The sequence below is a fragment of the Streptantibioticus cattleyicolor NRRL 8057 = DSM 46488 genome (genome assembly GCF_000240165.1).
Taxonomy (GTDB): domain Bacteria; phylum Actinomycetota; class Actinomycetes; order Streptomycetales; family Streptomycetaceae; genus Streptantibioticus; species Streptantibioticus cattleyicolor.
On the sequence record NC_017586.1, the window covers coordinates 5,607,303 to 5,633,485 of the forward strand.

The window sequence follows — 26,183 nt, forward strand, 5'->3', positions numbered from 1 at the left end:
CCCGGACCGCGCGGTCCGGGGCCGCCACCCGCTTCGGAGGAGCCCCATGCGCGTCGTCTCCCTGGTGCCCTCGCTCACCGAGGCGGTCGCCGTAACCGCCCCCGGGCTGCTGGTCGCCGCCACCGACTGGTGCACCCACCCGGCCGGGCTCGACGTGGTGCGCGTCGGCGGCACCAAGAACCCCGACACCGCGCGCATCACCGCCCTCGCCCCCGACCTGGTGATCGCCAACGAGGAGGAGAACCGGCCCGCCGACCTCGCCGCGCTGCGTGCCGCCGGGCTGACCGTCCTCGTCACCGAGGTACGCACCCTCGACCAGGGCTTCGCCGAACTCCACCGGGTGCTCACCGAAGGCTGCGGCCTGGACCGCCCCGGCTGGCTGGACGAGGCCGAGGCGGCCTGGCGCGACCTGCCCGCCCCGCACCGCCGCGTCCGCGCGGTGATCCCCGTCTGGCGCCGCCCCTGGATGGTGCTGGGCCGCGCCACCTTCGCCGGTGACCTGCTGGCCCGGCTCGGCGTGGACAACCTCTACGCCGGCCACCCCGACCGCTACCCGAAGGCGGGCATCGGCGAACTGCGCGCGTCCGGCGCCGAGTTGGTGGTGCTCCCGGACGAGCCCTACCGCTTCACCGCCGACGACGGCCCGGAAGCCTTCCCCGGGCTGCCCGCCGCCCTGGTCGGCGGACGCCACCTGACCTGGTACGGCCCCTCGCTGCGGCAGGCCCCCGAGGTCCTCGGCGCGGCCCTGGCGGCGGCGCGCAAGACGGTCAGCCGGCCGGGGCGGTGCGGGCGGACGCGTACTCCACGGCCGCCGTCACCAACGCCCGCACCACGCCGTGGTCCTCGCCCCGCTCCGGATGCCACTGGACCCCCACGGCGAAGCCGGGGCCGGGGTGTTCGAGGGCTTCCACGGTGCCGTCGGGGGCGTGGGCGGTGGCGGTCAGCCCGTGGCCGAGGCGGTCGACGGCCTGGTGGTGATGGGTGGCCACCAGGGCGCCGTCGGCAACCAGCCGGGCGGTACGGGTGCCGGGCACCGGGGTCACCTGGTGCTCGTCGAAGACACCGGCGACCGGGTTGTGCCCGACGTGGCCCACCCGGTCCGGCAGGTGTTGCAGCAAGGTGCCGCCGGCGTGCACGTTCATCAGCTGCATGCCCCGGCAGATGCCGAGCACCGGCACCTCGCGCTCCAACGCGGCGGCCAGCAGCGCCAGTTCCCAGGCGTCCCGCTCCGGCACCGGCGTGCCGCAACTCGGGTGGGGTTCCTGGCCGTACAGCGCCGGGTCCAGGTCCTCGCCGCCGGCCAGGATCAGCCCGTCGAGCCGGGCCACCACCGCCCCGGCCGCGTCCGGGGCGTCCGGCGGCAGCATGACCACCAGGCCGCCGGCGCCCTGCACGTACCGGGGATAGAGGGTCGGCAGCAGCGCGGCCGGCAACCGCCAGACCGCCCAGCGGGCCTCGGCGACGTAGGTGGTGACACCGATCAGCGGTGGGCTTGGCACCCTTCGTTCCTTCCCTCCGGGATTCCGGCCGACACGTTCCGCAATGGATCGCGGTCATACCTTTACCTGCCGGACGGCGGCGGGCAAGACCCCGGCCGGGTCAGCTCAGGAAGCCGCGCAGCAACGCCGCCGTCCCCGCGCAGTGCTCACGCATCACCTCGCGCGCCCCCTCCGCGTCCCCCTCCAGCACGGCGTCCACCAGCGCGGCGTGCTGCGCCTGCGAGTGCTCCAGGTTGCGCACCAGCAGCGGGATGGCGTCCAGCAGGTCGTTGACCTGGGCCCGCACCGAGGCGTAGGCGGCGGCCAGGGACGGTGAGCCGGACAGCTCGGCCAGCGTCAGATGGAGCCGGGTGTCCAGCCGGCGGTACTCGCCCAGCGGCGCGGCACCGGTGGCGGCGAACGCCTCCCGCAGCCGCTCGCGCTCCCCCCGCGCCAACTCCCGCGCCGCGCACTGCTCGGCCGCCCCCACCTCCAGCACCTCGCGAAAGCGCAGCACGTCCGCCAGGTCCACCCGGGCGATGCGGCGCCGCAGTTCGTCCCGGCCGCCGGGGCCGGCCACGGGGTCCACGCCGCCCGCCCGGTACCGCACGAAGGTGCCGCCGTACCGGCCGCGCCGGGACTCCACCAGCCCCTCGTCCTGGAGCACCTTGAGCACCTCGCGCAGCGTCACCCGGCTGATCCGCAGCCGCTCGGCCAACTCCCGCTCCGGCGGCAGCCGTTCACCGTAGGCCACCAGGCCCAGCCGCAGCACCTGGAGTATCTGCTCCAGCGCCTCCTCGAAACCGCTGCCCGCCCGCACCGGACGCAGCCCCGGCACCACCGGTCCGGCCGCGCCGGGCCCCCGCTCCCGCGACCCGCTCACCGGCATCCCTCCGCGACGTCTCCCGCGCCCTCTTCCCAACCAAAGGTACGAGCCCATACCTTAGGCCCCCCGGCCCACCGACAGGGAGGCTCACCCCGTGGCCCAGCGCACACCGCCGCTGACGACGCCGGAGCTAGGGCGGCTCGTGGAATCCGGCGAGCTCGACACCGTCGTCCTGGCCTTCACCGACATGCAGGGCCGCCTCCAGGGCAAGCGCTTCGCGGCCCGGTTCTTCCTCGACGAGGTCCTCACCGGCGGCACCGAGGGGTGCAACTACCTGCTCGCGGTGGACGCCGACATGAACACCGTCGACGGCTACGCGATGTCCTCCTGGGAACGCGGCTACGGCGACTTCGCCCTGCGCCCCGACCCCGCCACCGCCCGCCGCACCCCCTGGCACCCCGGCACCGCCCTGGTCCTGGCCGACCTCGCCTGGCACGACGGCACCCCGGTCGCCGCCTCCCCCCGGCAGATCCTGCGCCGCCAGCTCGACCGCCTCGCCGCACGCGGCTGGAGCGCCCAGGTCGGCACCGAGCTGGAGTTCATCGTCTTCAACGACACCTACGAGGACGCCTGGCGCGACGGCTACCGCGGACTGCACCCGGCCAACCAGTACAACGTCGACTACTCCGTCCTCGGCACCGGACGCGTCGAACCCCTGCTGCGCCGCGTCCGCAACGAGATGGCCGCCGCCGGGATGACCGTGGAGTCCGCCAAGGGCGAGTGCAACCTCGGCCAGCACGAGATCACCTTCCGCTACGACGACGCGCTGACCACCTGCGACCAGCACGTGATCTACAAGACCGGGGCCAAGGAGATCGCCGCCCAGGAAGGCAAGGCGCTCACCTTCATGGCCAAGTACGACCAACGCGAGGGCAACTCCTGCCACATCCACCTCTCGCTCCGCGACGACTCCGGCGCACCCGTCCTCGCCGACCCCGGCGGCGAGCACGGCATGTCCGCCACGATGCGCCACTTCCTGGCCGGACAGCTCGCCGCACTGCGCGAGTTCACCCTGCTGTACGCCCCCAACATCAACTCCTACAAGCGCTACCGCCCCGGCTCCTTCGCCCCCACCGCGGTGGCCTGGGGGCCGGACAACCGCACCTGCGCGCTGCGCGTCGTCGGCCACGGCCCCTCGCTGCGCTTCGAGAACCGGGTGCCCGGCGGCGACGTCAACCCCTACCTCGCCGTCGCCGGGATGATCGCGGCCGGGCTGCACGGCGTCGACCACCGACTCCCGCTGCCGCCCGCCTGCACCGGCAACGCCTACCGTGGCGACGCCGACCACGTACCCGCCACGCTGCGCGAGGCCGCCGCCCTGTGGCAGGGCAGCGCCCTGGCCCGGGACGCCTTCGGCGACGAGGTCGTCGACCACTACACCACCATGGCCCGCGTCGAACAGGACGCCTTCGACGCGGCCGTCACCGACTGGGAACGCTACCGATCCTTCGAGCGCATGTGAGGACGCACGTGCCCGACCACCCCACCGAGCACCAGGTGCTCGACCCGGCCACCGAGGACGTCATCGCCACCGTCCCCGCCACCACCCCCCACGAGGTCGACCGGGCCGTCACCCGGGCGGCCCGCGCCCAGCGCGACTGGGCCGCCGCCGCCCCCGCCGACCGGGCCCGGCTGCTGCGCCGCTTCGCCGCCACCGTCGACCAACACCTCGAAGAACTGGCCCGGTTGGAGGTCCGCGAGGCCGGCCACCCGGTCGGCAACGCCCGCTGGGAGGCGGGCAACGTCCGCGACCTGCTGGACTACGCGGCCGGCGGCGTCGAACGGCTCACCGGCGCCCAGATCCCCGTCCCCGGCGGCCTCGACGTCACCTTCCACGAACCCATCGGCGTCGTCGGCGTCATCGCCCCCTGGAACTTCCCCATGCCCATCGCCGCCTGGGCCACCGCGCCGGCGCTCGCGGCCGGCAACGCCGTCCTGCTCAAACCCGCCGAGACCACCCCGCTGACCGCCCTGCGGCTGGCCGCGCTCGCCCTGGACGCGGGACTTCCCGAGGACCTGTTCCAGGTGCTCCCCGGCGCCGGACCGGTCACCGGCACCGCGCTCGTCGACCACCCCGGCGTCGCCAAGATCGTCTTCACCGGCTCCACCGCCGTCGGCAAGGAGGTCATGGCCCGCTGCGCCGCCCGGGTCAAACGCGTCACCCTCGAACTGGGCGGCAAGTCCCCCAACATCGTCTTCGCCGACGCCGACCTGGAACGGGCCGCCGCCACCGCCCCGATGTCGTTCCTGGACAACACCGGCCAGGACTGCTGCGCCCGCAGCCGCATCCTGGTGCAGGCATCCGTCCACGACCGCTTCCTGGAACTCCTCGAACCCCACGTGAAGTCCGTCACCGTGGGCGACCCCGCCGACCCGGCCACCGATCTCGGCCCGCTGATCTCCGCCGCCCACCGCGAACGGGTACGCGGCTACGTCCCCGAGGACGCTCCGGCCGCCATCCGCGGCACCGCGCCCGCCGGACCCGGCTTCTGGTACCCGCCCACCGTGCTCACCGGGGTGGCCGAGGACGCCCCCGCCGCCACCGAGGAGATCTTCGGCCCGGTCGCCGTCGTCCTCCCGTTCGCGGACGAGGCCGACGCGGTACGGCTGGCCAACGCCACCGCTTACGGCCTCGCCGGCTCGCTGTGGACCCGCGACGTCGGCCGGGCCGTCCGGGTCGCCCGCGCGGTCACCGCCGGCAACCTGTCGGTCAACTCCCACAGTGCGGTGCGCTACTGGACCCCCTTCGGCGGCTTCGGCCACTCCGGACTCGGCCGGGAACTCGGCCCCGGCGCCCTCGCCGCCTTCACCGAGACCAAGAACGTCTTCATCAGCACGGAGGGATGACCCATGCCCCACCCCACCGACGAGGCCGTCTGCCGCCGGCTGCCCGGCCGCACCGCCGTGATCACCGGCGCCGGCAGCGGCATCGGCCTGGCCACCGCCCGCCGGCTCGCCTCCGAGGGCGCCAACGTGGTCTGCGCCGACATCGACGAGACCGCGGGCAAAGCCGCCGCCGCCGAGACCGGCGGACTCTACGTCAAGGCCGACGTCACCGACGCCGACCAGGTCGAGGCGATGTTCCAGGCCGCCCACGACACCTACGGCTCGGTCGACATCGCCTTCAACAACGCGGGCGTCTCACCCCCCGACGACGACTCCATCCTCACCACCGGCATCGACGCCTGGCGCCGCGTCCAGGAGGTCAACCTCACCTCCGTCTACCTGTGCTGCAAGGCCGTCCTGCCCTACATGCGCCGGCAGCGCCGCGGCTCCATCATCAACACCGCCTCCTTCGTCGCCGTGATGGGCGCCGCCACCTCGCAGATCTCCTACACCGCCTCCAAGGGCGGCGTGCTCGCCATGAGCCGCGAACTGGGCGTGCAGTTCGCCCGCGAGGGCATCCGGGTCAACGCCCTGTGCCCCGGGCCGGTCGACACCCCGCTGCTGCGCGAACTCTTCGCCAAGGACCCGGAACGCGCCGCCCGCCGCCTGGTGCACATCCCGCTCGGCCGGTTCGCCGAAGCCTCCGAGATCGCCGCCGCCGTCGCCTTCCTCGCCAGCGACGACTCCTCGTTCATCACCGGCTCGGAGTTCCTGGTCGACGGCGGCATCTCCGGCGCCTACGTCACCCCGCTGTAGTGGGTCACAGGAAGGTGCGGCCCTCGCCCCGGTAGGTGGGCACCGTCTCCGCCACCCGGTCGCCGTCCACCAGGTGCAACGCGGCGAACCGCTCGCACAGTTCGCCCGCCTTGGCGTGCCGGAACCACACCCGGTCACCGATGAGCAGATCGTCCGCCGCCGACCCCAGCAGCGGCGTCTGCACCTCGCCGGCGCCCTCCCGCGGGTCGTACCGCAGCCCCGGCGGCAGATACGGCTGCGGCAGCCGGTCGCGCCCCGGCACCCCGGAGGCCGGGTAGCCGCCGCCGAGCACGGTCACCACACCCACCCCGGGGTGGCGCACCACCGGCAGCGCGAACAGGGCGGCCGGCGACCCGCGGAACGCCGTGTAGTGGTCGAACAGCCGCGGCATGAACAGCCCCGACCCCGCGGCCACCTCGGTCACCGCCGCCTCCGCCGCCGTCCGCTCCACGCTGCCGGTGCCGCCGCCGTTGACGAACTCCAGCTCCGGCACGACCTCGCGCACCGCCCGTACCGCCGCCGCCCGGCGCACCGCCAGCTCCCGCGAGGCCGCCGCCTGCATCGCCCGCACCACCCGGGAACGCACCGGCCGCCCGGCCACCGCGTCCCCCACCCCGGCCACATGGCCCTCGTACGCCATCAGCCCCACCAGCCGGAACCCCGGCCGCCGGGCCACCGCCCGGGCCAGCTCCGCCAGCGCCGCCGGATCCCACAGCGGCGAACGGCGCGGGCCCACCCGCAGCTTGCCGCCCAGCGGGCGCCAACTGGTGTCCAGCTCCAGGCAGACCCGGATCTCCTCGCCGCCACCGCCCCGCGCCGCGTCGATCAGGTCGAGCTGCGCCGGATCGTCCACCATCACCGTCACCGCGCCCGCCGCCTTGGCGTCACCGGCCAGCTCCGCGTACCCCGCCCGGTCGGCCGACGGGTACGCCAGCAGCACGTCCGCGAACCCGGCCCGGGCCAGCCACAGCGACTCGGCGAGCGTGAACGCCATCACGCCGGCGAAACCGTCCCGTTCCAGCACCCGTTCCAGCAGCGCGCGGCAGCGCACCGACTTGCTCGCCACCCGTACCGGCTTGCCACCCGCCCGCCGCACCAGGTCCGCGGCGTTGGCGTCGAACGCGGCGAGGTCCACCACGGCGAGCGGCGCGTCGAGATGTGCGGTGGCCCGGTCGTAGCGGGCCCGGTCTGCGGCCGAAGACATGCGGGCAGCTTGCCCGCTGCGCGGCCGGGCGACAAGACCCGAACCGGGGCACGCGCGCCCGCCCGGAACCCGTAGAGTGACGTCCGGGAACCGGGATCCGCCGCGCGGACCCGGTGTGTTGACCACATGACGCGCACACGCGCCGGCCAGGAGGGGGCACCGGGTGGGAACCGGAGTCGGCGGCGAGACACCACCCCCGCCCGCCGCCCCGCCCGCCCCGTACGGCGCCTTCGGCGACGCCCCGCCCTGGGCCACGGCCGCCGCCCCGGCACCGCAGCGGCCCGGCCGCCGGTTCGGCGCGGGCGCCGCCGCCGGACTCTGCCTGGTGCTCGGCGTCGGACTGCTCGGCGGCGCCGCCGCCGGACGCCTGCTCGGCGGCGACCCGGCCGCCGCCAGCTCCGCCCGGGACACCGCCGCCCGCGCCTACGCCGACGCCCGCACGGTGTGGCACAGCGTCCCGGTCGACACCCTCTTCCCCCCGGTCGTCACCGGCCGCGCGGCCGGACCCGGCGGCGCCGACCGCTCCTGGACGCGCGTCGGGGTGGCCCCCGACAGCGACTGCGCCGGAGCCTTCGACCCCGCCCTCGCCCGGGCGCTGGCCCCCCTCGGCTGCGCCCGGCTGCTGCGCGCCACCTACGCCGACTCCACCTCCAGCGACGTCACCACCGTCGGCGTGGTCGTCACCACCGCGGACGCCGCCTCCTGCGCCGCGCTGCGGGACCACTGGAACACCCAACGGCTTGGCTCCCGGCGGGAGTTGATGCCCCGTCCGGTGGCCTTCCCCGGCACCCTGTCGGCCGGCTTCGGCCCCGCCCAGCGGGCCAGCTGGACGGTACGCATATCCGGCACCCTGCCGTTCGTGGTCTACGCGGTCAGCGGCTTCGCCGACGCACGCCCCGTCACCGACCCGCAGCCCGCCGCCGCGGCCACCGCCGAGCGGGCGACCTCGGTGGCCGCCCAGGCCGGACTCGGCCACGACGCGCAGGGGCTGGCCGACGCCGTCTCCCGGACGTTCGGCGACGCGGTCCAGGCCGCCGCGGACCGGAGCACCCTCGGAGCGCGCCGGTGACCGTACGCCCCCACCGCGCGCTCACCGCGCTGCTCGCCGCCCTCGCCCTCGTGCTGCTGCCCGTCGCCGCCGTCCACGCCGACCCCATCCGGGACCAGCAGTGGCCGTTGCAGACCCTGGACGCCCAGGCCGCCTGGGAGACCACCCGGGGCGCCGGCGTCACCGTCGCCGTCCTCGACACCGGCGTCGACGCCACCCACCCCGACCTGACCGGCAACGTGCTCGACGGCACCGACCTGGTCGGCTTCGGCGCCCGGCGCGGCGACACCTCCTGGGCCCGGCACGGCACCGCGATGGCCGGGATCATCGCCGGCCACGGCCACGGGCCCGGCCACGACAGCGGGGTGATGGGCATCGCCCCGCAGGCCCGGATCCTGCCGGTACGGGTGATCCTGGAGGACAGCGACCCGCAGCGCCGCCAGGCCCGCTCCACCCGCGGCGGCGCCCTCGCCCAGGGCATCCGCTGGGCCGTCGACCACGGCGCCGACGTCATCAACCTCTCGCTCGGCGACGACAGCGACTCCGCCCACCCCGACGCCGCCGAGGACGACGCCGTGCAGTACGCGCTCGGCAAGGGCGTCGTCCTGGTGGCCTCGGCCGGCAACGGCGGCGAGGACGGCAGCCCCGTCTCCTACCCGGCCGCCTACCCCGGCGTCATCGCGGTGGCCGCGGTCGACCGGCACGGCCGCCGGGCCGCCTTCTCCACCCGCCGCTGGTACGCCGCGGTCGGCGCGCCCGGGGTGGACGTGGTCATCGCCGACCCGGACCGCCGCTACTACGAGGGGTGGGGCACCAGCGCCGCCGCCGCCTACGTCTCCGGCACCGCCGCGCTGCTCCGCTCCGCCTACCCCCGGCTCAGCCCCGCCCAGGTCAAACAGGTGCTGGAGTCGACCACCCAGGACGCCCCGGCGGACGGGCGCGACGACGCGGTGGGCACCGGCATGATCGACCCGCCCGCCGCGCTGGCCGCCGCGGCCCGGCTCACCGCGGCGGCGCCGACCCCGCCGGTCGCCCGCTACGCCCGGCGGTACTTCGGCCCCGGCCCGCAGGCCGCGCCGCCCGCCGCCCGGCCCGCCTCCGGCACCGGCGCGCTCGCCACGGCGGGCGCGCTGGCCGGGCTGGCGCTGCTGGTGGCCGCCGGAATCCTGCGCGCGGTGGCGGCCGGCCGGCGGCGCTGAACCTCCCGTCCGCCCCCGTCCCCGGCCCGCGACGCCCGGCCGATACGCTCGTGCGGTGGCTGACAAGAACATCCCGGACCCCGGTTTCGCCGACGACGACGGCAGCGCCGACCCGAAGCTCGCGGCGGCGCTGACCGCGTACGCGGCGGACCGCGGCGCCGAGGCGCGGGTGGTCGCGGCGCTGCGCGGGGCCCGGCTGCTGGTGCCGGTGGTGGCGGTGCTCGGCGAGGCGGAGCAGGGCCCCGACGGGCTGCGCCGGGAGAAGTCCAGCGAGATGGCGGTGCCCACCATCCAGGCGCCCGACGGACGCAAGGCGCTGCCCGCGTTCACCTCGACGCAGACACTGGCCCGCTGGCGCCCCGACGCCCGCCCGGTGGCCGTCCCGCTGGGCCAGGCGCTCCAGGCGCTCGCCCACGAGGGGGCCGACACGCTGCTGATCGACATGGCCGGACCGGTGCCCTACGCGCTGGCCGGCCCGGCGCTGCGGGCGCTGGCCGCCGGCCGCGACCGCCTCGACCCGCTCACCGACCCCGAGGTCGGCCGGGCGGTACGGGAGGTGATCGCCGCGCAGTCCGCGGTGGTCCGCGCCTACCTCGTCCCCGCCAAGGACAGCGACGGCACCGTCGGCCTGGTGCTGGCCGAGGGTGCCGAGCCCGGCCCGGTCGCCCAGTCGGTGGCCACCGCGCTCGCCGCCGACGAGACGCTGCGCGGCCGGCTGGTGCGCGGCCTGGACCTGGCCCTGCTGCCGCCCGGCGTCACCGTCCCCGGCGAACCGCTCTTCACCCGCTGAGCCGCCGGCGGTCCCGCGCGCCGGGGTCCGCCGAGATGTGGGGGTGGCCGGGCTGACCGAGACTGGCGGATGACCATGCCGCCCGTCCCCGGGAGACGCCCATGGACCGCCCCGCGGTAGCCGGTGAGTTCCTCGGCACCCTGCTGCTCGTCTTCGTCGCCGTCGGCGCCGCCGTGCTGGCCGGCGAGTACATCGGCACCCTCGGCATCGCGCTGGCCTTCGGGCTGACGCTGCTGGCGCTGGGGTACGTCGTCGGCCCGGTCTCCGGCTGCCACCTGAACCCGGCGGTCACCCTGGGCACGCTGCTCGCCGGGCGGCTGGACGTGCGCCGGGCGGCCGGCTACTGGGGCGCGCAACTGCTCGGGGCCGTCACCGGCGCCGCGCTGCTGTACCTGGTCGTCCGCCAGGTGCCCGGTCTGCGCACCCAGGGCGCCTTCGGCAGCAACGGCTACGCGGACCGCTCCGCGGTGGGGATCGGCGCCGGCGGGGCCTTCCTGGCCGAGCTGGTGCTGACCTTCCTGCTGGTGTACGTGGTGCTGGCGGTCACCCGGCGGACCACGCTGACCGGGTCGGCCGTGCTGCCCTACGCCGCCGCGCTGGCCGCCGTCCACCTGGTCGGCGCCCCGCTGACCGGCACCTCGGTCAACCCGGCGCGCAGTCTGGGCCCCGCGCTCTTCGCGGGCGGGGCGGCGCTGACGCAGTTGTGGCTGTTCGTGGTGGCCCCGCTGGCCGGCGCGGCGCTGGCGGCGCTGGCGTACCGGACGGCCTGCTCCTGGCAGGCGGCGCGGGACGGGGGAGGGGGAGCGGGGGTCGCCGGGACGGTGGCCGCCGACGAGGCGCCCCGCTGAGGCGGCGCGGTCAGCCCAGGACCGGGCCGGTGTACTTCTCGCCGGGGCCCTGGCCCGGCTCGTCGGGGACCACGGAGGCCTCCCGGAAGGCGAGCTGGAGCGACTTCAGGCCGTCCCGCAGCGGGGCGGCGTGGTAGGAGCCGATCTCGGTGGCGCCGGCGGTCACCAGCCCGGCCAGCGCGGTGATCAGCTTGCGGGCCTCGTCCAGGTCCTTGTGGTCGGCGCCGTCCTCGGCGAGCCCCAGATTGACCGCCGCGGCGCTCATCAGGTGCACGGCGACGGTGGTGATCACCTCGACCGCGGGCACGTCCGCGATGTCACGCGTCATGGTGTCGAAGTCCGGTTCGACGGACTCGGGGGCCGGGGAGATCGGGTCGCTCATGAGGCCCACGATAGGCCCAGAGCCGTTCGGGTGTGCGACCGGGCGGCGGGCCGGACCGGCGATTGGGGGCCACGCCGGGTCACTGCTATGCTTGGAGATCGACCGGCCGGTCACACCATGTGTCCGGCCCGCAAGTGGAGCTCCCCTCCCACCTGACCGGCCTTCGGGTCGGCGGGTTCCGGTCAGGCAGTCGGCGCCGCGTGCGCCCAAGCTGCCGATGCGCCCCGCGGAACAAACGCGGCGGTGCTCCCGGTTGTACGGAGCCCCGCCTGTGTCCGTCCGGGGCGTTTCGTGCGTTCCGGGGGCGGGGTCGAGACGAAGACTTGAAGGGCGCGGCTGTCCGCCAGACGGCCGCGTGGTGCAACCGAGGAGGCCCCATCAGCGCCGAGCCCCGCATCAACGACCGGATTCGCGTCCCCGAGGTGCGACTCGTCGGTCCCAGTGGCGAGCAGGTCGGCATCGTGCCGCTTGCCAAGGCCCTGGAGCTCGCACAGGAGTACGACCTGGACCTGGTCGAGGTCGCGGCTACCGCCCGACCCCCCGTGTGCAAGCTCATGGACTACGGGAAGTTCAAGTACGAGTCGGCCATGAAGGCCCGTGAGGCGCGCAAGAACCAGGCGCACACGGTCATCAAGGAGATGAAGCTCCGGCCGAAGATCGACCCGCACGACTACGACACCAAGAAGGGTCACGTCGTCCGGTTCCTCAAGCAGGGCGACAAGGTCAAGATCACGATCATGTTCCGTGGCCGTGAGCAGTCCCGCCCCGAGCTGGGCTACCGGCTGCTCCAGCGGCTCGCGGAGGACGTCCAGGATCTCGGCTTCGTGGAGTCCAACCCGAAGCAGGACGGCCGGAACATGATCATGGTTCTCGGTCCGCACAAGAAGAAGACCGAGGCGATGGCCGAGGCCCGCGAGGCGCAGGCCGCCCGCAAGGCCGGTCGCCAGCCGCAGCAGGAGGAGGAGGCGTCCGAGGACGCCCCGGCCGACGCCGGCTGAGGTCCGTACGAATCCCGGGGTCCCGCATCCCGGGTCACGCAAAAGCATGCAGTTCTGACGCTCTCCGCCCGTTCTGACGGCGGGCGGGAGGGCCAGCGACGAGGAGACTACGGCGCCATGCCGAAGAACAAGACGCACAGCGGTGCGAGCAAGCGGTTCAAGATCACCGGCTCCGGCAAGGTGCTGCGTGAGCGCGCCGGCAAGCGCCACCTGCTCGAGCGCAAGTCGTCCACCCTGACGCGCCGCCTGACCGGCACGACCGAGATGGCCCCGGCCGACGCCAAGAAGATCAAGAAGCTTCTCGGCAAGTGACGGCCGCGCCCCGCACCGGGGCGCGCCCAGCAGACCGGGACCGACAACGTTTCGGACCGCGTGAGTACCCCCGCGGTCCCATCCAAGGAGTAACCAAGTGGCACGCGTCAAGCGGGCAGTGAACGCCCACAAGAAGCGCCGGGCAATCCTCGAGCAGGCCAGCGGCTACCGTGGCCAGCGCTCCCGCCTGTACCGCAAGGCGAAGGAGCAGGTCACCCACTCACTCGTCTACAACTACAACGACCGCAAGAAGCGCAAGGGCGACTTCCGGCAGCTGTGGATCCAGCGGATCAACGCCGCCGCCCGCGCCAACGGCATGACCTACAACCGCTTCATCCAGGGTCTGAAGGCCGCCGGCGTCGAGGTGGACCGCAAGATCCTCGCCGAGCTGGCGGTCAACGACGCGGGCGCGTTCGCCGCTCTGGTCGAGGTGGCCCAGAAGGCGCTGCCGAGCGACGTCAACGCCCCCAAGGCCGCCTGACCCACCCAGGCGCTCCTTCCGGACCCGCAGGCATCCGCCTGCGGGTCCGTGTGCTGTCCGCCCGGCGCCACCGCCCCCGCCCCGTACTCCGTCCGCACCGAGTACTCCGTCCGACCCGAAACGAGCACCCCGCATGGCGAGCCCCGAGCTGACCTCGTTGCGATCCCCCCGCGTCACCGCCGCCCGCAGGCTGGCCAAGCGCAGCTTCCGCGGCAAGGAGCGCCGGTTCATCGCCGAGGGTCCGCAGGCCGTCCGGGAGGCCGCCGGCCACCTGGTCGAGGTCTACGCCACCCCCGAGGCCGCCGAACGCCACGCGGACGTGGTCGACGCCGCCCGGGCGGCCGGCGTCCCGGTGCTCACCGCCACCGAACAGGTGGTCGCCGCCATCTGCGACACGGTCACCCCGCAGGGCATCGTCGGCCTGTGCCGCTTCCTCGACGTCCCCTTCGAGCGCATCCTGGACGCCCGGCCGCGCCTGGTGGCCGTCCTCGCCCACGTCCGCGACCCCGGCAACGCCGGAACGGTGCTGCGCTGCGCCGACGCGGCCGGCGCCGACGCGGTGGTGCTCACCGACGCCTCGGTGGACCTGTACAACCCCAAGGCGGTCCGCGCCTCCGTGGGCAGCCTGTTCCACCTGCCGGTGGCGGTCGGGGTGCCGGTGGAGCGGGCGGTCGCCGGGCTGCGCGCCGCCGGGGTGCGGCTGCTGGCCGCCGACGGCGCCGGCGACCGCGACCTCGACGCCGAGCTCGACCGGGGCGCCATGGGCGGCCCCACCGCCTGGATCTTCGGCAACGAGGCGTGGGGGCTGCCGCAGCAGACCCGGGACCTCGCCGACGAGGTGGTGCGCGTCCCCATCCACGGGCGCGCCGAGAGCCTCAACCTGGCCACCGCCGCCGCCGTGTGCCTGTACGCCTCCGCGCGCGCCCAGCGCGCCCCCGGAGGGTGCCGCACCGTCCCCTCCGCCCGGTAGGGTGGCGGCCCGAGGCGGACGCCCAGGGAGCGGCACCGGCCGCGGCCGAAGCGGGGCCGAGCCCGACCTGCGAGGCCGGCCCGAGAGGGGGTACGCACGGGGATGGACGTCACAACACCGCTGACCGTGCCGGTGGTGCCGTACGCCGCGCCGGGCGGCCTCGCCGTGCACCCCGACGACCTGCCGGACGGCCTGGTGGTCGCCGACGAGCACGGCCGGGTGGTCTGCTTCAACGCCGCCGCCGCCCGGATCACCGCGCTGCGCCCCTCCGACGTGGTGGGCCGCCCGCTGGAGAGCGCGCTGCCCCTGGAGGACCTGGAGGGACGCCGCTGGTGGCCGCTGACCGACCCGTACCGCGGGCTGGCCATCCGGATCGGCCACCCGGAACGCAACCTGCTGCTCCCCGGCGGCCGGGAGGTCCTGGTCTCCGCCCGCTACGTGCGCGAACGCCCCACCGGGCCGGTCCGCCAGGTCGTCGTCGCGCTGCGCGGCACCGAGGCCCGGCGGCGCACCGAACGCAGCCACGCCGAGCTGATCGCCACCGTCGCCCATGAACTGCGCTCCCCGCTGACCTCCGTCAAGGGGTTCACCGCCACCCTGCTGGCCAAGTGGGAGCGGTTCACCGACGACCAGAAGAAGGTGATGCTGGAAACGGTGGACGCCGACGCCAACCGGGTCACCCGGCTGATCGCCGAACTCCTCGACATCTCCCGCATCGACTCCGGCCGCCTGGAGGTGCGCCGCCAGCCGGTGGAGATCGCCGCCGCGGTCCGGCGCAACGTGGAGGCGCAGATCGCCGCCGGCGCCGCCGCGGACCGCTTCCGGATCCGGGTGGCCGGCGAACTGCCGGTGCTGTGGGCCGACCCCGACAAGATCCAGCAGGTGCTCGGCAACCTGCTGGAGAACGCGGTGCGCCACGGCGAGGGGACCGTCACCATCGACCTGGCGCCCTGCCCGCCCCAGGAGCGGGGCCGGCCGGGCACGTCCGTGACCGTCAGCGACGAGGGGCCGGGGATCCCGGAGGAGTCGATGAACCGCGTCTTCACCCGCTTCTGGCGGGGCAACAAGCGCGGCGGCACCGGGCTTGGCCTGTACATCGTCAAGGGCATCGTCGAGGCGCACGGCGGCACCATCACCGTCGGCCGGGCCCCCGGCGGCGGCGCCCAGTTCCGATTCGTCCTGCCCGCCGGGGCGCCCGCCTTCATGTCCTGACGGCACCGGACCCGGCGGGCGCCCGGCGGAAGGCGGCCCGGCCCCCGCCGGGTCCGGCGCCGCCCGCCCGGCCCAGTAGACTCGGCCTTTGGCCCCTTCGGCCGTCCACGGCCGGGCACAGGCCGCGCGCCAGCAACCGGAAGCACGGGAAGAGATGTCGGCACCCAACAAGTCGTACGACCCTGTCGAGGTCGAGGCATTGAAACCAGAAGAAGTCGAGCGGATGCGCGACGAGGCGATCGCCGCCATCGCCGCCGCGGGTGACCTGGACGCGCTGCGCGAGGTGAAAACCGCCCACACCGGGGACCGCTCGCCGCTCGCGCTCGCCAATCGGGAGATCGGCGCGCTGCCCCCGCAGGCCAAGGCCGAGGCCGGCAAGCGGGTCGGCCAGGCGCGCGGCGCGGTCAACCAGGCCCTCAAGAAGCGCCAGGAGGAGCTGGAGGCCGAGCGCGACGCCCGGGTGCTGGTCGAGGAGGCGGTGGACGTCACGCTGCCGTACGACCGCCGCCCGGCCGGTGCCCGCCACCCGATGACCACCTTCGCCGACCGCATCGCGGACGTCTTCGTGGCCCTGGGCTACCAGGTCGTGGAGGGCCCCGAGGTCGAGGCCGAGTGGTTCAACTTCGACGCCCTCAACTTCCCGCCGGACCACCCGGCCCGGGAGATGCAGGACACCTTCTTCGTCCGCCGCGACGGCCAGGCCAAGGACGAGGAGAGCGGGGTGGTGCTGCGCACCCACACCTCGCCCTCGCAGATCCGCTCCATGATCGACCGGGAGCCCCCGGTCTACGTGATCTGCCCCGGCCGCGTCTACCGCACCGACGAGCTGGACGCCACCCACACCCCGGTCTTCACCCAGGTCGAGCTGCTCGCCGTGGACGAGGGACTGACCATGGCCGACCTCAAGGGCACCTTGGACCACATGGTGCAGGCGCTCTTCGGCGAGGGCATGACCACCCGGCTGCGGCCCAACTTCTTCCCCTTCACCGAGCCGTCCGCCGAGATGGACATGGTCTGCTACGTCTGCCGCGGCGAATCCGTCGGCAACCCGGACCGGCCCTGCCGCACCTGCTCCTCCGAGGGCTGGATCGAGCTGGGCGGCTGCGGCATGGTCAACCCCCGGGTGCTGCGCGCCTGTGGTGTGGACACCGACAAGTACAGCGGTTTCGCGTTCGGCTTCGGCATCGAGCGGATGCTGATGTTCCGCCACAACATCGAGGACATGCGAGACATCGTCGAGGGTGACGTGCGCTTCACCCTTCCGTTCGGGATGGAGATCTGATGCGGGCGCCGCTTTCGTGGCTCCGGGAGTACGTCGACCTGCCGGCCGGTGAGACCGGGCGGGACGTGCAGGCCAAGCTGGTCTCGGCCGGCCTGGAGGTCGAGCGGGTGGAACAGCTCGGCGCCGGCCTCAAGGGCCCGCTGGTGGTGGGCCGGGTGCTCGCCATCGAGGAGCTGTCCGGCTTCAAGAAGCCGATCCGCTACTGCCAGGTGGACGTCGGCGACGCGGGGGGCACCTCCCAGGCCGGAGGCTCTGGGGGAGGGACCGGCGAGCCGCAGAACATCGTCTGCGGTGCCACCAACTTCGCCGTCGGCGACAAGGTCGTGGTGATCCTGCCGGGCGGCGTGCTCCCCGGCGACTTCCAGATCTCCTCGCGCAAGACCTACGGCAAGGTCTCCGAGGGCATGATCTGCTCCGCCCGCGAGCTGGGCATGGGCGACGACCACGACGGCATCATCGTGCTGCCGCCGGAGTACGAGCCCGGCACCGACGCCATCGAGCTGCTGGAGCTGGTGGACGAGGTCCTCGACATCGCCGTCACCCCGGACCGCGGCTACTGCCTGTCCATGCGCGGCGTCGCCCGGGAGACCGCGATCGCCTACGGGCTGCCGCTGCGCGACCCGGCGCTGCTGGACGTGCCCGCCCCCAACTCCTTCGGCCACCCGGTGGCCGTCGCCGACCCGATCGGCTGCGACCGCTTCACCGCCCGCACGGTGACCGGCCTGGACCCGCAGGCCCGCTCCCCGATCTGGCTCCAGCGCCGGCTCCAGAAGGCCGGCATGCGCCCGGTCTCGCTCACCGTCGACGTCACCAACTACGTGATGCTCGAACTCGGCCAGCCGCTGCACGCCTACGACCGCGGCCGGCTCGACGGCCCGATCGGGGTGCGCCGGGCGCAGCCGGGCGAGAAGCTCACCACCCTCGACGGCGCCCAGCGCACGCTGGACCCCGAGGACCTGGTGATCACCGACAACACCGGGCCGATCGGCCTGGCCGGGGTGATGGGCGGCGCCGGCACCGAGATCGACGACCACGGCGCCAGCACCGAGGTGGTCATCGAGGCGGCCCACTTCGACCCGGTCGCCATCGCCCGTACCTCCCGCCGGCACAAGCTCTCCTCCGAGGCCGCCCGGCGCTTCGAGCGCGGCACCGACCCGCAGGCCGCCTCGGCCGCCGCGCAGCGCACCGTCGACCTGCTGGTGCTGTTGGCCGGCGGCACCGCGGACAGCGGCGTCACCGAGGTCATCTCGCCCTCCGCGCCACGCACCATCACCATCCCCGCCGACCACCCCGACCGGGTCGCCGGTGCCGTCTACGGCCGCGAGACCGTGGTGCGCCGGCTCCAGGAGATCGGCTGCGACGTCTACGGCACCGACGAACTCCTCGTCACCGTGCCGAGCTGGCGCCCCGACCTGCGCGACCCCAACGACCTGGCCGAAGAGGTCATCCGGCTGGAGGGCTACGAGAACCTGCCCTCGACCCTGCCGCAGCTGCCGACCGGCCGTGGGCTGACCGGCTCGCAGCTGCTGCACCGCCGCGTCGGTCGCGCGCTGGCCGGCGCGGGTTACGTCGAGACGCTCAACTACCCGTTCCTCGGCGACGCCGTCCTCGACCAGCTCGGCCTGGAGCCGGACGACCCGCGTCGCCGCACCGTGCGCCTGGTCAACCCGCTCTCCGACGAGGAGCCGGGGCTGCGCACCACGCTGCTGCCGGGGCTGCTGTCGGCGCTGCGCCGCAACGACGGGCGTGGCTCGCACGACCTGGCGCTCTTCGAGACCGGCCTGGTTTTCCGGCCCACCGGCCAGGAGCCGCTGCCGCCCAGGCTCTCGGTCGAGCACCGCCCCTCGGACGAGGAGATCGCCGCCCTCGACGCGGCGCTGCCGGCCCAGCCGCGGCACGTCGCCGTGGTGCTCGCCGGTGCCCGCGAGCGGGCCGGCTGGTGGGGCAAGGGCACCCCGGCGACCTGGGCGGACGCCGTGGAGGCGGCCCGCACCGTGGCCCGCGAGGCCCAGGTCGAACTCACCGTCCGCCAGGCCCAGTACGCCCCCTGGCACCCCGGGCGGTGCGCCGCGCTGAGCGCCGTGGTCGACGGCGCGGAGGTCGTCCTCGGGCACGCCGGAGAGCTCCACCCGCGGGTGGTCAAGGCCCTCGGCCTGCCGGAGCGCACCTGCGCCATGGAGCTCGACCTGGAGCTGCTGGAGAGCGCCGCCGGCGGACCGCTGACGGCGCCCCGGGTCTCCACCTTCCCGGTGGCCACCCAGGACGTCGCCCTGGTGGTGGACGCCGCCGTCCCGGCCGGAGAGGTCGAGGCCGCGCTGCGCGCCGGAGCCGGTGAACTCCTGGAGGACCTGCGGCTGTTCGACGTCTTCACCGGCGAGCAGATCGGCGAGGGCCGCAAGTCGCTGGCGTACGCGCTGCGGTTCCGGTCGCCCGAGCGCACGCTGACCGCCGAGGAGGCCACCGCGGCCCGGGACGCGGCGGTGGCCGAGGCCGGCCGCCGGGTGAACGCGGTGCTCCGCGGGGCGTAGGACCCGCTGCCGCAGCACGTCGGCACCACGGTCGGCGAAGGAGCCCGGGGGCAAACCCCGGGCTCCTTCGCTTTCACTCGTTAGGGTGAATTGCCTACGCAGCGTATTCGCTCCGCTGCATACCGTCGTAAGAATCGGTCCCACGCATCAGGTAACCGGCTGCGAGGGGGAGCCGTCGGAATGATCCCGACCAGCAGCGCGACCGGGGTGTGCGACGAGGACGGGGCCGGGCCGGGGACGAGGGCCGGCCGGTGGCGGGGGTGGCTGCGGGCCGTGCCGGTGGCATGGATCGCCGTGGTGGTGGCGCTGGAGGCGGTGGCCCCCGGCGGTGACCGCCTGGTGCCGCTGCTCGCGGTGGCGCCGGCGATGGCCTGCGTCGGCGGTGGCCGCCGGCACTGCGCGGTGCTCGCCGCGGGGTGCGCGGTGCTCGCCCTGGTGCCGCTCCGTCCCACCGTGCCCTACGAGGCGGCCTCCCGGATCGGCACGGCGCTCACCGTGGTGGCCGTGATCACCGCGCACTTCCTGATCGCCGGCCGACGGGCGCGGCTGGTGGGCGAGTTGGAGCGCACCAGGGAGATCGCCGCCGCCGCCCAGCAGGCGGTGCTGCGCCCGCTGCCGGGGCGGCTGGAGGGGCTCGCGGTGGCCGGCGACTACCTGTCGGCGAGCCGTGGCGCCCAGGTCGGCGGCGACCTGTACGAGGTGCTGTCCACGCCCTACGGGGTGCGGGCCGTCCTCGGCGACGTCCGCGGCCACGGCCTCGCCGCGATCGGCACGGTGGCCGCCCTGCTCGGCAGCTTCCGGGAGGCCGCCCACGACGAGGCCGACCTCGGCGGCGTGCTGGCCAGGCTCGACCGGGCCTTCGCCCGCCATCTGCGCGAGCGGACGCACGACGGGGCTGCCGAGTCCACCGCCGAGGAGTTCGCCACCCTCCTGCTGCTGGAGGTGGGCTCCGACGGCGCCCTGTCGGTACTCAACTGCGGCCACCCCTGGCCCTATCTGATCGGCGGCGGCCACGGCCCGGCGCCCTGGGTGGTGCCGCTCTCCACCGCCGAACCGCACCCCCCGCTCGGCCTGTGCGAGCTGCGCGCGGCCCGTATGGCGGCCGAACGCGGACGCCTCGCCCTGGGCCAGGCGCTCTTCCTGCACACCGACGGCGCGGTGGAGGCCCGGGACGCCTCGGGGGCGTTCTTCCCGCTCCACCGCGAACTGGCCGCCGCCGCCCCGGCCGCCTTCCGGCACGGCGCCCTCTCCCCACCGCTGCTGGTGGAGGCGGTACGCGCCGCCCTGCTGCGGCACGCCGCCGGACGCCTCGCGGACGACGTGGCGGTGCTGGTGCTCAGCCGCGACGTCCGGGTGCCCGCGCAGAGCAGGGCCGCCCCGCTGCTGCCGCACCGGTACCGGGTCTGACGACCGGGTCGCGCCCAGGGTGACGTGGTGACGCCGTTTGCGGTGCGCCGGAGCGCCGAACCGCCGCCGCGTTGGTAGATGTAGGGCAAACCCCTCACATCACCGGAAAGGGTGCGTATGGCTACAGCTCTCGGGGTCGGCCCGGCCCTCGGCCCGGCACCGTCCGTCTCCCCGGCCGGGGCGGAACTGCTGGTGGTCGTCGGCCCGGCGGGGCCGGCCCGCACCGCCCTGCTCCACGCGCTCGGCGGCACCGGCGCCCACCGGGTGGAGGCCCCGCAGCGCCCCGGCCCCTGCTGGGCCGCCCTGCGGGCGCTCGCCGACACCGGCACCCCCGTGGTCGCCGCCTGCGACGGCACCGACCCGGCCATGGACGCCGTCGCCCACCGGGTCGTCCTCCTCCCCGTGGCCGACGGCCTCGGCGCCGGTCAGTACGGGTAGAACCCGGCCCCCGACTTGCGGCCCAGCCGGCCCGCCTCCACCATGCGCTGGAGCAGCGGGGGAGCGGCGTACAGCGGCTCCTTGTACTCGTGGTACATGCTGTCCGCGATCGCCGCGATGGTGTCCAGGCCGATCAGGTCGGCGAGCTTGAGCGGGCCCATCGGGTGGGCGCACCCCAGCTCCATGCCGTTGTCGATGTCCTCCCGGGTGGCGATGCCCGACTCGAACATCCGGATCGCCGAGAGGAGATACGGCACCAGCAGCGCGTTGACCACGAAACCGGAACGGTCCTGGGCGCGGATGGCGTGCTTGCCCAGGGTGTCGGTGACCAGCTTCTCGGCGCGCAGCAGGGCCTGCTCACCGGTGGTCAGCGCCGGGATCAGCTCCACCAGCCGCTGCACCGGCGCCGGGTTGAAGAAGTGGATGCCCATCACATGGTCCGGCCGCGAGGTGGCGACGGCCAGCTTGACCAGCGGGATGGAGGAGGTGTTGGAGGCCAGGATGGCGTCCGGCCGGGTCACCACCTGGTCGAGCACCTGGAAGATCTCGGTCTTGACCTGCTCGTTCTCCACCACGGCCTCGATCACCAGATCGCGGTCGGCGAACTCGCCGAGGTCGGTGGTGAACGACAGCCGGTCCAGGGTGGCGTCCCGCTCGGCGACGGTGATCTTGCCGCGTTCCGCCGCGCGCTCCAGGGAGTTGATCAGCCGGGTGCGGCCCAGCTCCAGGGCCTCGCCGGTGGTCTCGGCGACCATGACCTCAAGACCGGCCCGGGCGCACACCTCGGCGATGCCGGCGCCCATCTGCCCGCAGCCCACGACACCCACGTTCCGGATGTCCCCGCCCGGGGGCTCCGCACCGCCCTGCGGCGTCGCGTGCGCCGCGGTCGGCCGCGGTCCGGCGGCCTGGCCTGCCTCGCTCATGACTGATCTCTCCTTCGAGCTCTGCCGCCCCGGTCATGGGGTGGACGAAGGACGGTCCGCCGCGTGGGCCCCGGCCGCCCGGGGCCGACCCTACCGCACGGTAGCCGGGGTCAGATCCGGTCGTGCCAGGTCGCCAGGGAGAGCCGTTTGGCGGGTCCGGCCACCGTCCACACCACCCGCCAGCGGTCCGGCCCCAGCACCTCGAACTCGCCCCGGTACAGGTCGGCGGAGCACGGGTGATCGGCGGTCCACCGGCCCTCGCGCAGGTCCAGCGGGTGGAACGGACGCCCGTCGGCGAAGCACACCAGGGCCGTGCCGTCCGGACCCGGCTCGAAGCGGTGCCCACGGTACGCCGGACGGGTGACCCCGCCCCAGGTGAACTCGCCGGACTCGGAGTGCGTCAGCGCCCCGCCCGGTGCCTCGCGGACGAACACCCCCGTGCCGCGGAAGACCCCGGTGGCGCCCGCGTCCAGGTCCCGCACCTCGCGCTCCACCCGCCAGCGCCCCTCCAGATACCCCAGGACGTCCGCCACCGGATACCCCGGGCCGCCCTCGTACCCCCGCGCCGCCACCGCCATCACCTCGCCTCCCGCACCGAGCCTAACCGCCCGGCGCGACGCGCCCCGTGCCGTACCACCGCCCGGCCCCCGCCGCGGCCCTACCATCGGCACACCACCGTGCCCGCCGCGCCCGGACCCCCTGGTGCCGCGTCAGCCAGGGTTTGCCCCGTCGCGACGCCCGGCACGGCGCCTCGCGGCGTTGCCGGACCGACCGAGTAGGCCCACTACGAGGTCGATCCGGCGCCTTGCGACGCGCCGCACCGGACGCCGCTCCTCACCGGGCAAACCCCGGCTGACGCGGCACCAGGAACCGGTCGCGAGGGACGCCGACATGACGCCACGTCAGGGGGCTGACATGCACGACACCGGCACGGCCCGTACCCGTCCGATCGACCGCCGGCGCTTCGCCACCGCCGCGGCGGCCACCCTGCTGGCCGCCGCGGGGCCGGCACCCGAGGCGTCGGCCGCCCGCCACCGCCGGTGGCCCGAGCAGTTCCGCGGCATGTGGGTCGCCACCGTCGCCAACATCGACTGGCCCTCCGCGCCCGGACTGCCCGCCCACCGCCAGCGCGCCGAACTCGACACCCTCCTCGACACCGCGCTCACCCGCCGGCTCAACGCGGTGATCCTCCAGGTCAGACCCGCCGCCGACGCCTTCTGGCCGTCCCGGTACGAGCCCTGGTCGCGGTATCTGACCGGTACCCAGGGGCGCGACCCGGGGTGGGACCCACTGGGGTACGCGGTGCGCGCCGCCCACGACCGCGGGCTGGAACTGCACGCCTGGTTCAACCCGTACCGCGTCGCCAACACCGCCGACGCCGGCGCCCTCGTCCCCTGGCACCCGGCCCGCCGCCACCCCGACTGGGTGGTCGCCTACGGCGGCGGGCTGTACTACAACCCCGGGCTCCCCGAGGTCCGCCGGTTCGTCGAGGACGCCATGCTGGACGCGGTGGCCCGCTACCCGCTCGACGCCGTCCACTGGGACGACTACTTCTACCCCTACCCGGTCGCCGGCCGGCCCTTCGACGACGACGCCGCGTACGCCGCGTACGGCGGGGACTTCCCGGACCGGGCGAGCTGGCGGCGGCACAACACCGACCTGCTGGTACGCGAGACCGCCGAACGCATCCGCCGCACCCGCCCCGGCACCCGCTTCGGCATCAGCCCGTTCGGCGTGTGGCGCAACCGCTCCAGCGACCCGCTCGGCTCGGCCACCACCGCGGGCGTCCAGTCCTACGACGACCTGTACGCCGACACCCGCACCTGGGTGCGGCAGGGCTGGATCGACTACATCTGCCCGCAGTTGTACTGGAGCATCGGGCCCGGCGCCGCCGACTACGCGGTGCTCGTCCCGTGGTGGGCGCGGACCGTCGAGGGCACCCGGACGCACCTGTACATCGGTGAGGCGCTCTACAAACAGGGCGGCTCCGGCGCCTGGAGCGACCCGGCCGAACTCACCCGCCACCTCGACCTGGACGCCCGCTACCCGCAGGTCCGCGGCAACGCCTACTTCTCCGCCAAGGACGTGGCCGCCGACCCCACCGGCGCGCTGCGCCGCGTGGTGCGCGACCACTACCCGACCCGGGCCCGGGTGCCGCGCTGACGTGCCGGACGCCGGGGAAGGCTCCCACCGTCCCCGGCGCCGCGGTCAGCCGGTGGTGGGGGTGCCCACCCCGGGGGCGGGGTGGCGGACCACGGAATCGGGGCCGGGGGAGACCACGCCTTCGTGCCCGTCCTCGAACTTGACCCGGTACGGCGGTTCGCCTCCGGTACCCAGGACCTCGACGATCTTGCCGACGTGGTCCCGCTGCCCCACGACCCTGCCGTGCTGGAGCAGCTCGTCGCCCTGCTGCGCCTTCATGAGAGGACCTCCCGCCTGTTACGAGAACTGTGTCAAGGCGTACGTCCGTCGCGATATCCCAGTCTATCCACGTGGCCACCGGGTGCACCCGGCGCGCGGGCGGCGGTCCGGGACCCGCGCCGCCGTCAGCCGCGCAGCCGGGCCGCCAGTGCCGCCAGCCGCTCCCGCCAGGCGGCCAGCGCCGCGTCCCGCGCTTCCGGCACCGCCGCCGGGCCGCACTGGGTGAGCACCAGCCGGGCGCCCGGCCGGCTGCCCGGGGCGAGCCGCCAGCGCACCCGCCCGGCCGGCTCGCCGGACCCGTCCCGCCACAGGTATTCGAGGACCGCGGGCGGTTCGCACGCGGTGACCGGACCGGGCACCACACCAGGCGCGGTGAACCCCTCCGGCGGCTCCGCGCCGACCGGCGGCGCCCCCTCGGCGGAACCGCCGAGCACCGCCCACACCGCCGCCGTGGGACGGGTCAGCTGCCGCTCGAAGCAGACCAGCCACCCGTCCGTGTCCTCCCGCACCCGCCCCGCGTCCAGCCCGAACCGGGTCAGGTACGCGTCGTGCAGCTCCGGCGGCACCGGATCCGGCGCGGGGCCGGCCCCGGGACGCCCGTCCACCAGCGCGGCCAGCGCGTCCACGGCACGCTCCCACACCGCGGCGTAGCCGGCCGCCGCGTACCGGTCGTCGAAGAGGTGGGTGAGGACCAGCAGCGTGCCCCGCGCCCCTTCCCGCAGCAGGTCGAAACGGATCCGGCCCTCGCCCTCCCGGGGCATCGTCGGCGGGGTGCGCACCCGCAACTCCAGCGAACGGGGCGGATCCAACTCGTCCACGACCGCGCTGAACCCCGCCCCGCGCCCGGCGTCGAACCGGAAGACACCGCCGGTCCGCGGCTCGGCCACCAGGACCCGGAACGGATACCACCGGCTGAGCCGGTCGGCCTCGGTCAGCGCCGGCCACACCTCCTGCGGCGGACGGTCCAGCCGCCGCGCCATCCGCAGCGCCGGGCGGCCGTCCCGGGTGGTCAACGTGGCGTCCATGGCGTCGTCCTCCCGGAGCGTCGGTGGCCTCCGCCCGCCGGGTACCCCGTTTCCGTCATCCGCTCATAGCGACCGCACCACCCGGGCCGGGTTGCCCACCGCCAGCACCCGCGGCGGCAGATCGCGGGTGACCACCGATCCGGCGCCCACCACGGTGTCGGCGCCGATGGTCACCCCGGGGCAGACGATCACGCCGCCGCCCAGCCAGACGTTGTCCCCGATGGTCACCGGCACCCCCTTCTCCCACCCCTCCCGGCGCCGCGCCGGATCCATCTCGTGCACCGGGGTGAGCACCTGCACGTTGGGTCCGATCTGCACGTCGGCCCCGATCGTGATCCGCCCGGTGTCCAGGAAGACCGCGCCGAAATTGACGAACGTGCCCGACCCGATGGTGATGTTGTAACCGAAGTCGCAGCGGAACGGCGCCCGCACCCGCACCCCCTCGCCCACCGACCCCAGCAACTCCCGCAGGATCTCCTCCCGCCGGGCCGCGTCCGCCGGCGCCACCGCCTCGTACGCCGCGCACAACTCGGCCCGCCGAAGCGACTCCGCCGCCAGCTCCGGGTCGTCCGGCAGATACCACTCACCGGCCAGCATCCGCTTCTTCTGCTCGCCCACGGTCTCCCCTTCGTCGGTAGCGTCCGGGCCGGAGCCCGGTGCCGCGTCAGCCAGGGTCCGCCCCGTCACGACGCCCGTCACGACGCCTCGC

The 26,183-nt window shown here is 75.0% G+C and carries 26 protein-coding genes and 1 pseudogene; 18 read left to right on the forward strand and 9 right to left on the reverse strand.

All coding sequences use genetic code 11. The features are described 5' to 3' along the window. Nucleotides 1-46 precede the first annotated feature (46 nt). Nucleotides 47-760: pseudogene (locus SCATT_RS39750) on the forward strand (helical backbone metal receptor); the annotation flags it as partial. A 7-nt stretch (nt 761-767) separates the two neighbouring features. On the opposite strand, the gene SCATT_RS24550 reads toward SCATT_RS39750, so the two are convergent. Then, on the reverse strand, nt 768-1,499 hold the full coding sequence (locus SCATT_RS24550) for a gamma-glutamyl-gamma-aminobutyrate hydrolase family protein (protein WP_014145896.1): 732 nt from the start codon (nt 1,497-1,499) through the stop codon (nt 768-770). Nucleotides 1,500-1,599: 100 nt separating this feature from the next. Further along, a complete protein-coding gene (locus SCATT_RS24555; protein ID WP_014145897.1) occupies nt 1,600-2,367 on the reverse strand; it encodes a FadR/GntR family transcriptional regulator in 768 nt (255 codons plus the stop codon). A gap of 91 nt (nt 2,368-2,458) precedes the next feature. Between SCATT_RS24555 and SCATT_RS24560 the strand changes: the two genes are divergently transcribed. From SCATT_RS24560 to SCATT_RS24570, 3 genes are read left to right on the forward strand one after another with little or no spacing between them, the layout of a single operon-like run. Beyond that, nucleotides 2,459-3,826, forward strand: coding sequence for a glutamine synthetase family protein (locus tag SCATT_RS24560; protein WP_014145898.1), 1,368 nt, complete (start codon nt 2,459-2,461; stop codon nt 3,824-3,826). Nucleotides 3,827-3,834: 8 nt separating this feature from the next. Then, nucleotides 3,835-5,211 (forward strand): aldehyde dehydrogenase family protein, encoded by a 1,377-nt coding sequence (locus SCATT_RS24565; RefSeq protein ID WP_014145899.1) that lies wholly within the window; start codon nt 3,835-3,837, stop codon nt 5,209-5,211. A gap of 3 nt (nt 5,212-5,214) precedes the next feature. Then, entirely contained in the window at nt 5,215-6,006 is a 792-nt protein-coding gene (locus tag SCATT_RS24570) for a 3-oxoacyl-ACP reductase (protein WP_014145900.1), read from the forward strand. 4 nt (nt 6,007-6,010) lie between these two features. Here the strand turns inward: SCATT_RS24570 and SCATT_RS24575 are convergent, their stop codons facing one another. Then, a complete protein-coding gene (locus SCATT_RS24575) occupies nt 6,011-7,210 on the reverse strand; it encodes an amino acid deaminase/aldolase (RefSeq protein ID WP_014145901.1) in 1,200 nt (399 codons plus the stop codon). 163 nt (nt 7,211-7,373) lie between these two features. Between SCATT_RS24575 and SCATT_RS24580 the strand changes: the two genes are divergently transcribed. The 4 genes from SCATT_RS24580 to SCATT_RS24595 all read left to right on the forward strand — a co-directional run bounded on the left by SCATT_RS24580 (nt 7,374) and on the right by SCATT_RS24595 (nt 11,095). Beyond that, complete coding sequence (locus SCATT_RS24580) at nt 7,374-8,279, forward strand: hypothetical protein (protein WP_014145902.1); 906 nt, start codon at nt 7,374-7,376, stop codon at nt 8,277-8,279. Continuing rightward, nucleotides 8,276-9,457 carry a type VII secretion-associated serine protease mycosin gene (mycP, locus tag SCATT_RS24585; RefSeq protein ID WP_014145903.1) on the forward strand — a complete coding sequence of 394 codons (1,182 nt, stop codon included), beginning with the start codon at nt 8,276-8,278 and terminating at the stop codon, nt 9,455-9,457. Before SCATT_RS24580 ends, mycP begins: the two co-directional genes overlap by 4 nt. 55 nt (nt 9,458-9,512) lie before the next feature. Beyond that, nucleotides 9,513-10,247 (forward strand): SseB family protein, encoded by a 735-nt coding sequence (locus tag SCATT_RS24590; protein WP_014145904.1) that lies wholly within the window; start codon nt 9,513-9,515, stop codon nt 10,245-10,247. A gap of 101 nt (nt 10,248-10,348) precedes the next feature. Then, nucleotides 10,349-11,095, forward strand: coding sequence for an aquaporin (locus SCATT_RS24595; protein WP_014145905.1), 747 nt, complete (start codon nt 10,349-10,351; stop codon nt 11,093-11,095). 10 nt (nt 11,096-11,105) lie between these two features. Here SCATT_RS24595 and SCATT_RS24600 read toward each other — a convergent pair whose 3' ends face one another. Beyond that, nucleotides 11,106-11,477 carry a DUF1844 domain-containing protein gene (locus tag SCATT_RS24600; RefSeq protein WP_014145906.1) on the reverse strand — a complete coding sequence of 124 codons (372 nt, stop codon included), beginning with the start codon at nt 11,475-11,477 and terminating at the stop codon, nt 11,106-11,108. Between the two features lie 323 nt (nt 11,478-11,800). Between SCATT_RS24600 and infC the strand changes: the two genes are divergently transcribed. From infC to SCATT_RS24645, 9 genes are all read left to right on the forward strand, one after another. Further along, nucleotides 11,801-12,475 (forward strand): translation initiation factor IF-3, encoded by a 675-nt coding sequence (gene infC, locus SCATT_RS24605; RefSeq protein ID WP_014145907.1) that lies wholly within the window; start codon nt 11,801-11,803, stop codon nt 12,473-12,475. Between the two features lie 117 nt (nt 12,476-12,592). Next, nucleotides 12,593-12,787, forward strand: coding sequence for a 50S ribosomal protein L35 (rpmI, locus tag SCATT_RS24610; RefSeq protein ID WP_014145908.1), 195 nt, complete (start codon nt 12,593-12,595; stop codon nt 12,785-12,787). A gap of 97 nt (nt 12,788-12,884) precedes the next feature. Further along, on the forward strand, nt 12,885-13,268 hold the full coding sequence (gene rplT, locus SCATT_RS24615; protein WP_014145909.1) for a 50S ribosomal protein L20: 384 nt from the start codon (nt 12,885-12,887) through the stop codon (nt 13,266-13,268). Nucleotides 13,269-13,401: 133 nt separating this feature from the next. After that, nucleotides 13,402-14,238: a TrmH family RNA methyltransferase gene (locus SCATT_RS24620; protein ID WP_014145910.1), complete on the forward strand. Its 837-nt coding sequence runs from the start codon at nt 13,402-13,404 to the stop codon at nt 14,236-14,238. A 102-nt stretch (nt 14,239-14,340) separates the two neighbouring features. Beyond that, nucleotides 14,341-15,450 (forward strand): sensor histidine kinase, encoded by a 1,110-nt coding sequence (locus SCATT_RS24625; protein WP_014145911.1) that lies wholly within the window; start codon nt 14,341-14,343, stop codon nt 15,448-15,450. Between the two features lie 154 nt (nt 15,451-15,604). After that, nucleotides 15,605-16,732, forward strand: coding sequence for a phenylalanine--tRNA ligase subunit alpha (gene pheS / locus SCATT_RS24630; protein ID WP_014628634.1), 1,128 nt, complete (start codon nt 15,605-15,607; stop codon nt 16,730-16,732). Then, complete coding sequence (gene pheT / locus SCATT_RS24635; protein ID WP_014145913.1) at nt 16,732-19,260, forward strand: phenylalanine--tRNA ligase subunit beta; 2,529 nt, start codon at nt 16,732-16,734, stop codon at nt 19,258-19,260. The genes pheS and pheT overlap by 1 nt, the downstream gene beginning before the upstream one ends. A gap of 180 nt (nt 19,261-19,440) precedes the next feature. Continuing rightward, nucleotides 19,441-20,667, forward strand: a complete 1,227-nt coding sequence (locus SCATT_RS24640) for a PP2C family protein-serine/threonine phosphatase (RefSeq protein ID WP_014145914.1) — start codon at nt 19,441-19,443, stop codon at nt 20,665-20,667. 117 nt (nt 20,668-20,784) lie between these two features. Further along, nucleotides 20,785-21,105: a hypothetical protein gene (locus SCATT_RS24645; protein ID WP_014145915.1), complete on the forward strand. Its 321-nt coding sequence runs from the start codon at nt 20,785-20,787 to the stop codon at nt 21,103-21,105. On the opposite strand, the gene SCATT_RS24650 is transcribed toward SCATT_RS24645, so the two are convergent. Together SCATT_RS24650 and SCATT_RS24655 are read right to left on the reverse strand one after the other, a co-directional pair. Beyond that, nucleotides 21,093-22,028, reverse strand: a complete 936-nt coding sequence (locus SCATT_RS24650) for a 3-hydroxybutyryl-CoA dehydrogenase (protein ID WP_014145916.1) — start codon at nt 22,026-22,028, stop codon at nt 21,093-21,095. The genes SCATT_RS24645 and SCATT_RS24650 overlap by 13 nt on opposite strands. Nucleotides 22,029-22,138: 110 nt before the next feature. Continuing rightward, nucleotides 22,139-22,606, reverse strand: coding sequence for a DUF6314 family protein (locus SCATT_RS24655; protein WP_014145917.1), 468 nt, complete (start codon nt 22,604-22,606; stop codon nt 22,139-22,141). Nucleotides 22,607-22,943: 337 nt separating this feature from the next. Between SCATT_RS24655 and SCATT_RS24660 the strand changes: the two genes are divergently transcribed. Further along, nucleotides 22,944-24,191, forward strand: a complete 1,248-nt coding sequence (locus SCATT_RS24660) for a glycoside hydrolase family 10 protein (protein ID WP_014145918.1) — start codon at nt 22,944-22,946, stop codon at nt 24,189-24,191. A gap of 45 nt (nt 24,192-24,236) precedes the next feature. Here SCATT_RS24660 and SCATT_RS24665 read toward each other — a convergent pair whose 3' ends face one another. The 3 genes from SCATT_RS24665 to SCATT_RS24675 all read right to left on the reverse strand — a co-directional run bounded on the left by SCATT_RS24665 (nt 24,237) and on the right by SCATT_RS24675 (nt 26,092). Then, on the reverse strand, nt 24,237-24,449 hold the full coding sequence (locus SCATT_RS24665) for a DUF1918 domain-containing protein (RefSeq protein WP_014145919.1): 213 nt from the start codon (nt 24,447-24,449) through the stop codon (nt 24,237-24,239). Nucleotides 24,450-24,574: 125 nt separating this feature from the next. Next, nucleotides 24,575-25,474, reverse strand: a complete 900-nt coding sequence (locus tag SCATT_RS24670; protein WP_014145920.1) for an SRPBCC domain-containing protein — start codon at nt 25,472-25,474, stop codon at nt 24,575-24,577. Nucleotides 25,475-25,537: 63 nt separating this feature from the next. Beyond that, entirely contained in the window at nt 25,538-26,092 is a 555-nt protein-coding gene (locus SCATT_RS24675; RefSeq protein ID WP_014145921.1) for a sugar O-acetyltransferase, read from the reverse strand. Nucleotides 26,093-26,183 lie beyond the last annotated feature (91 nt).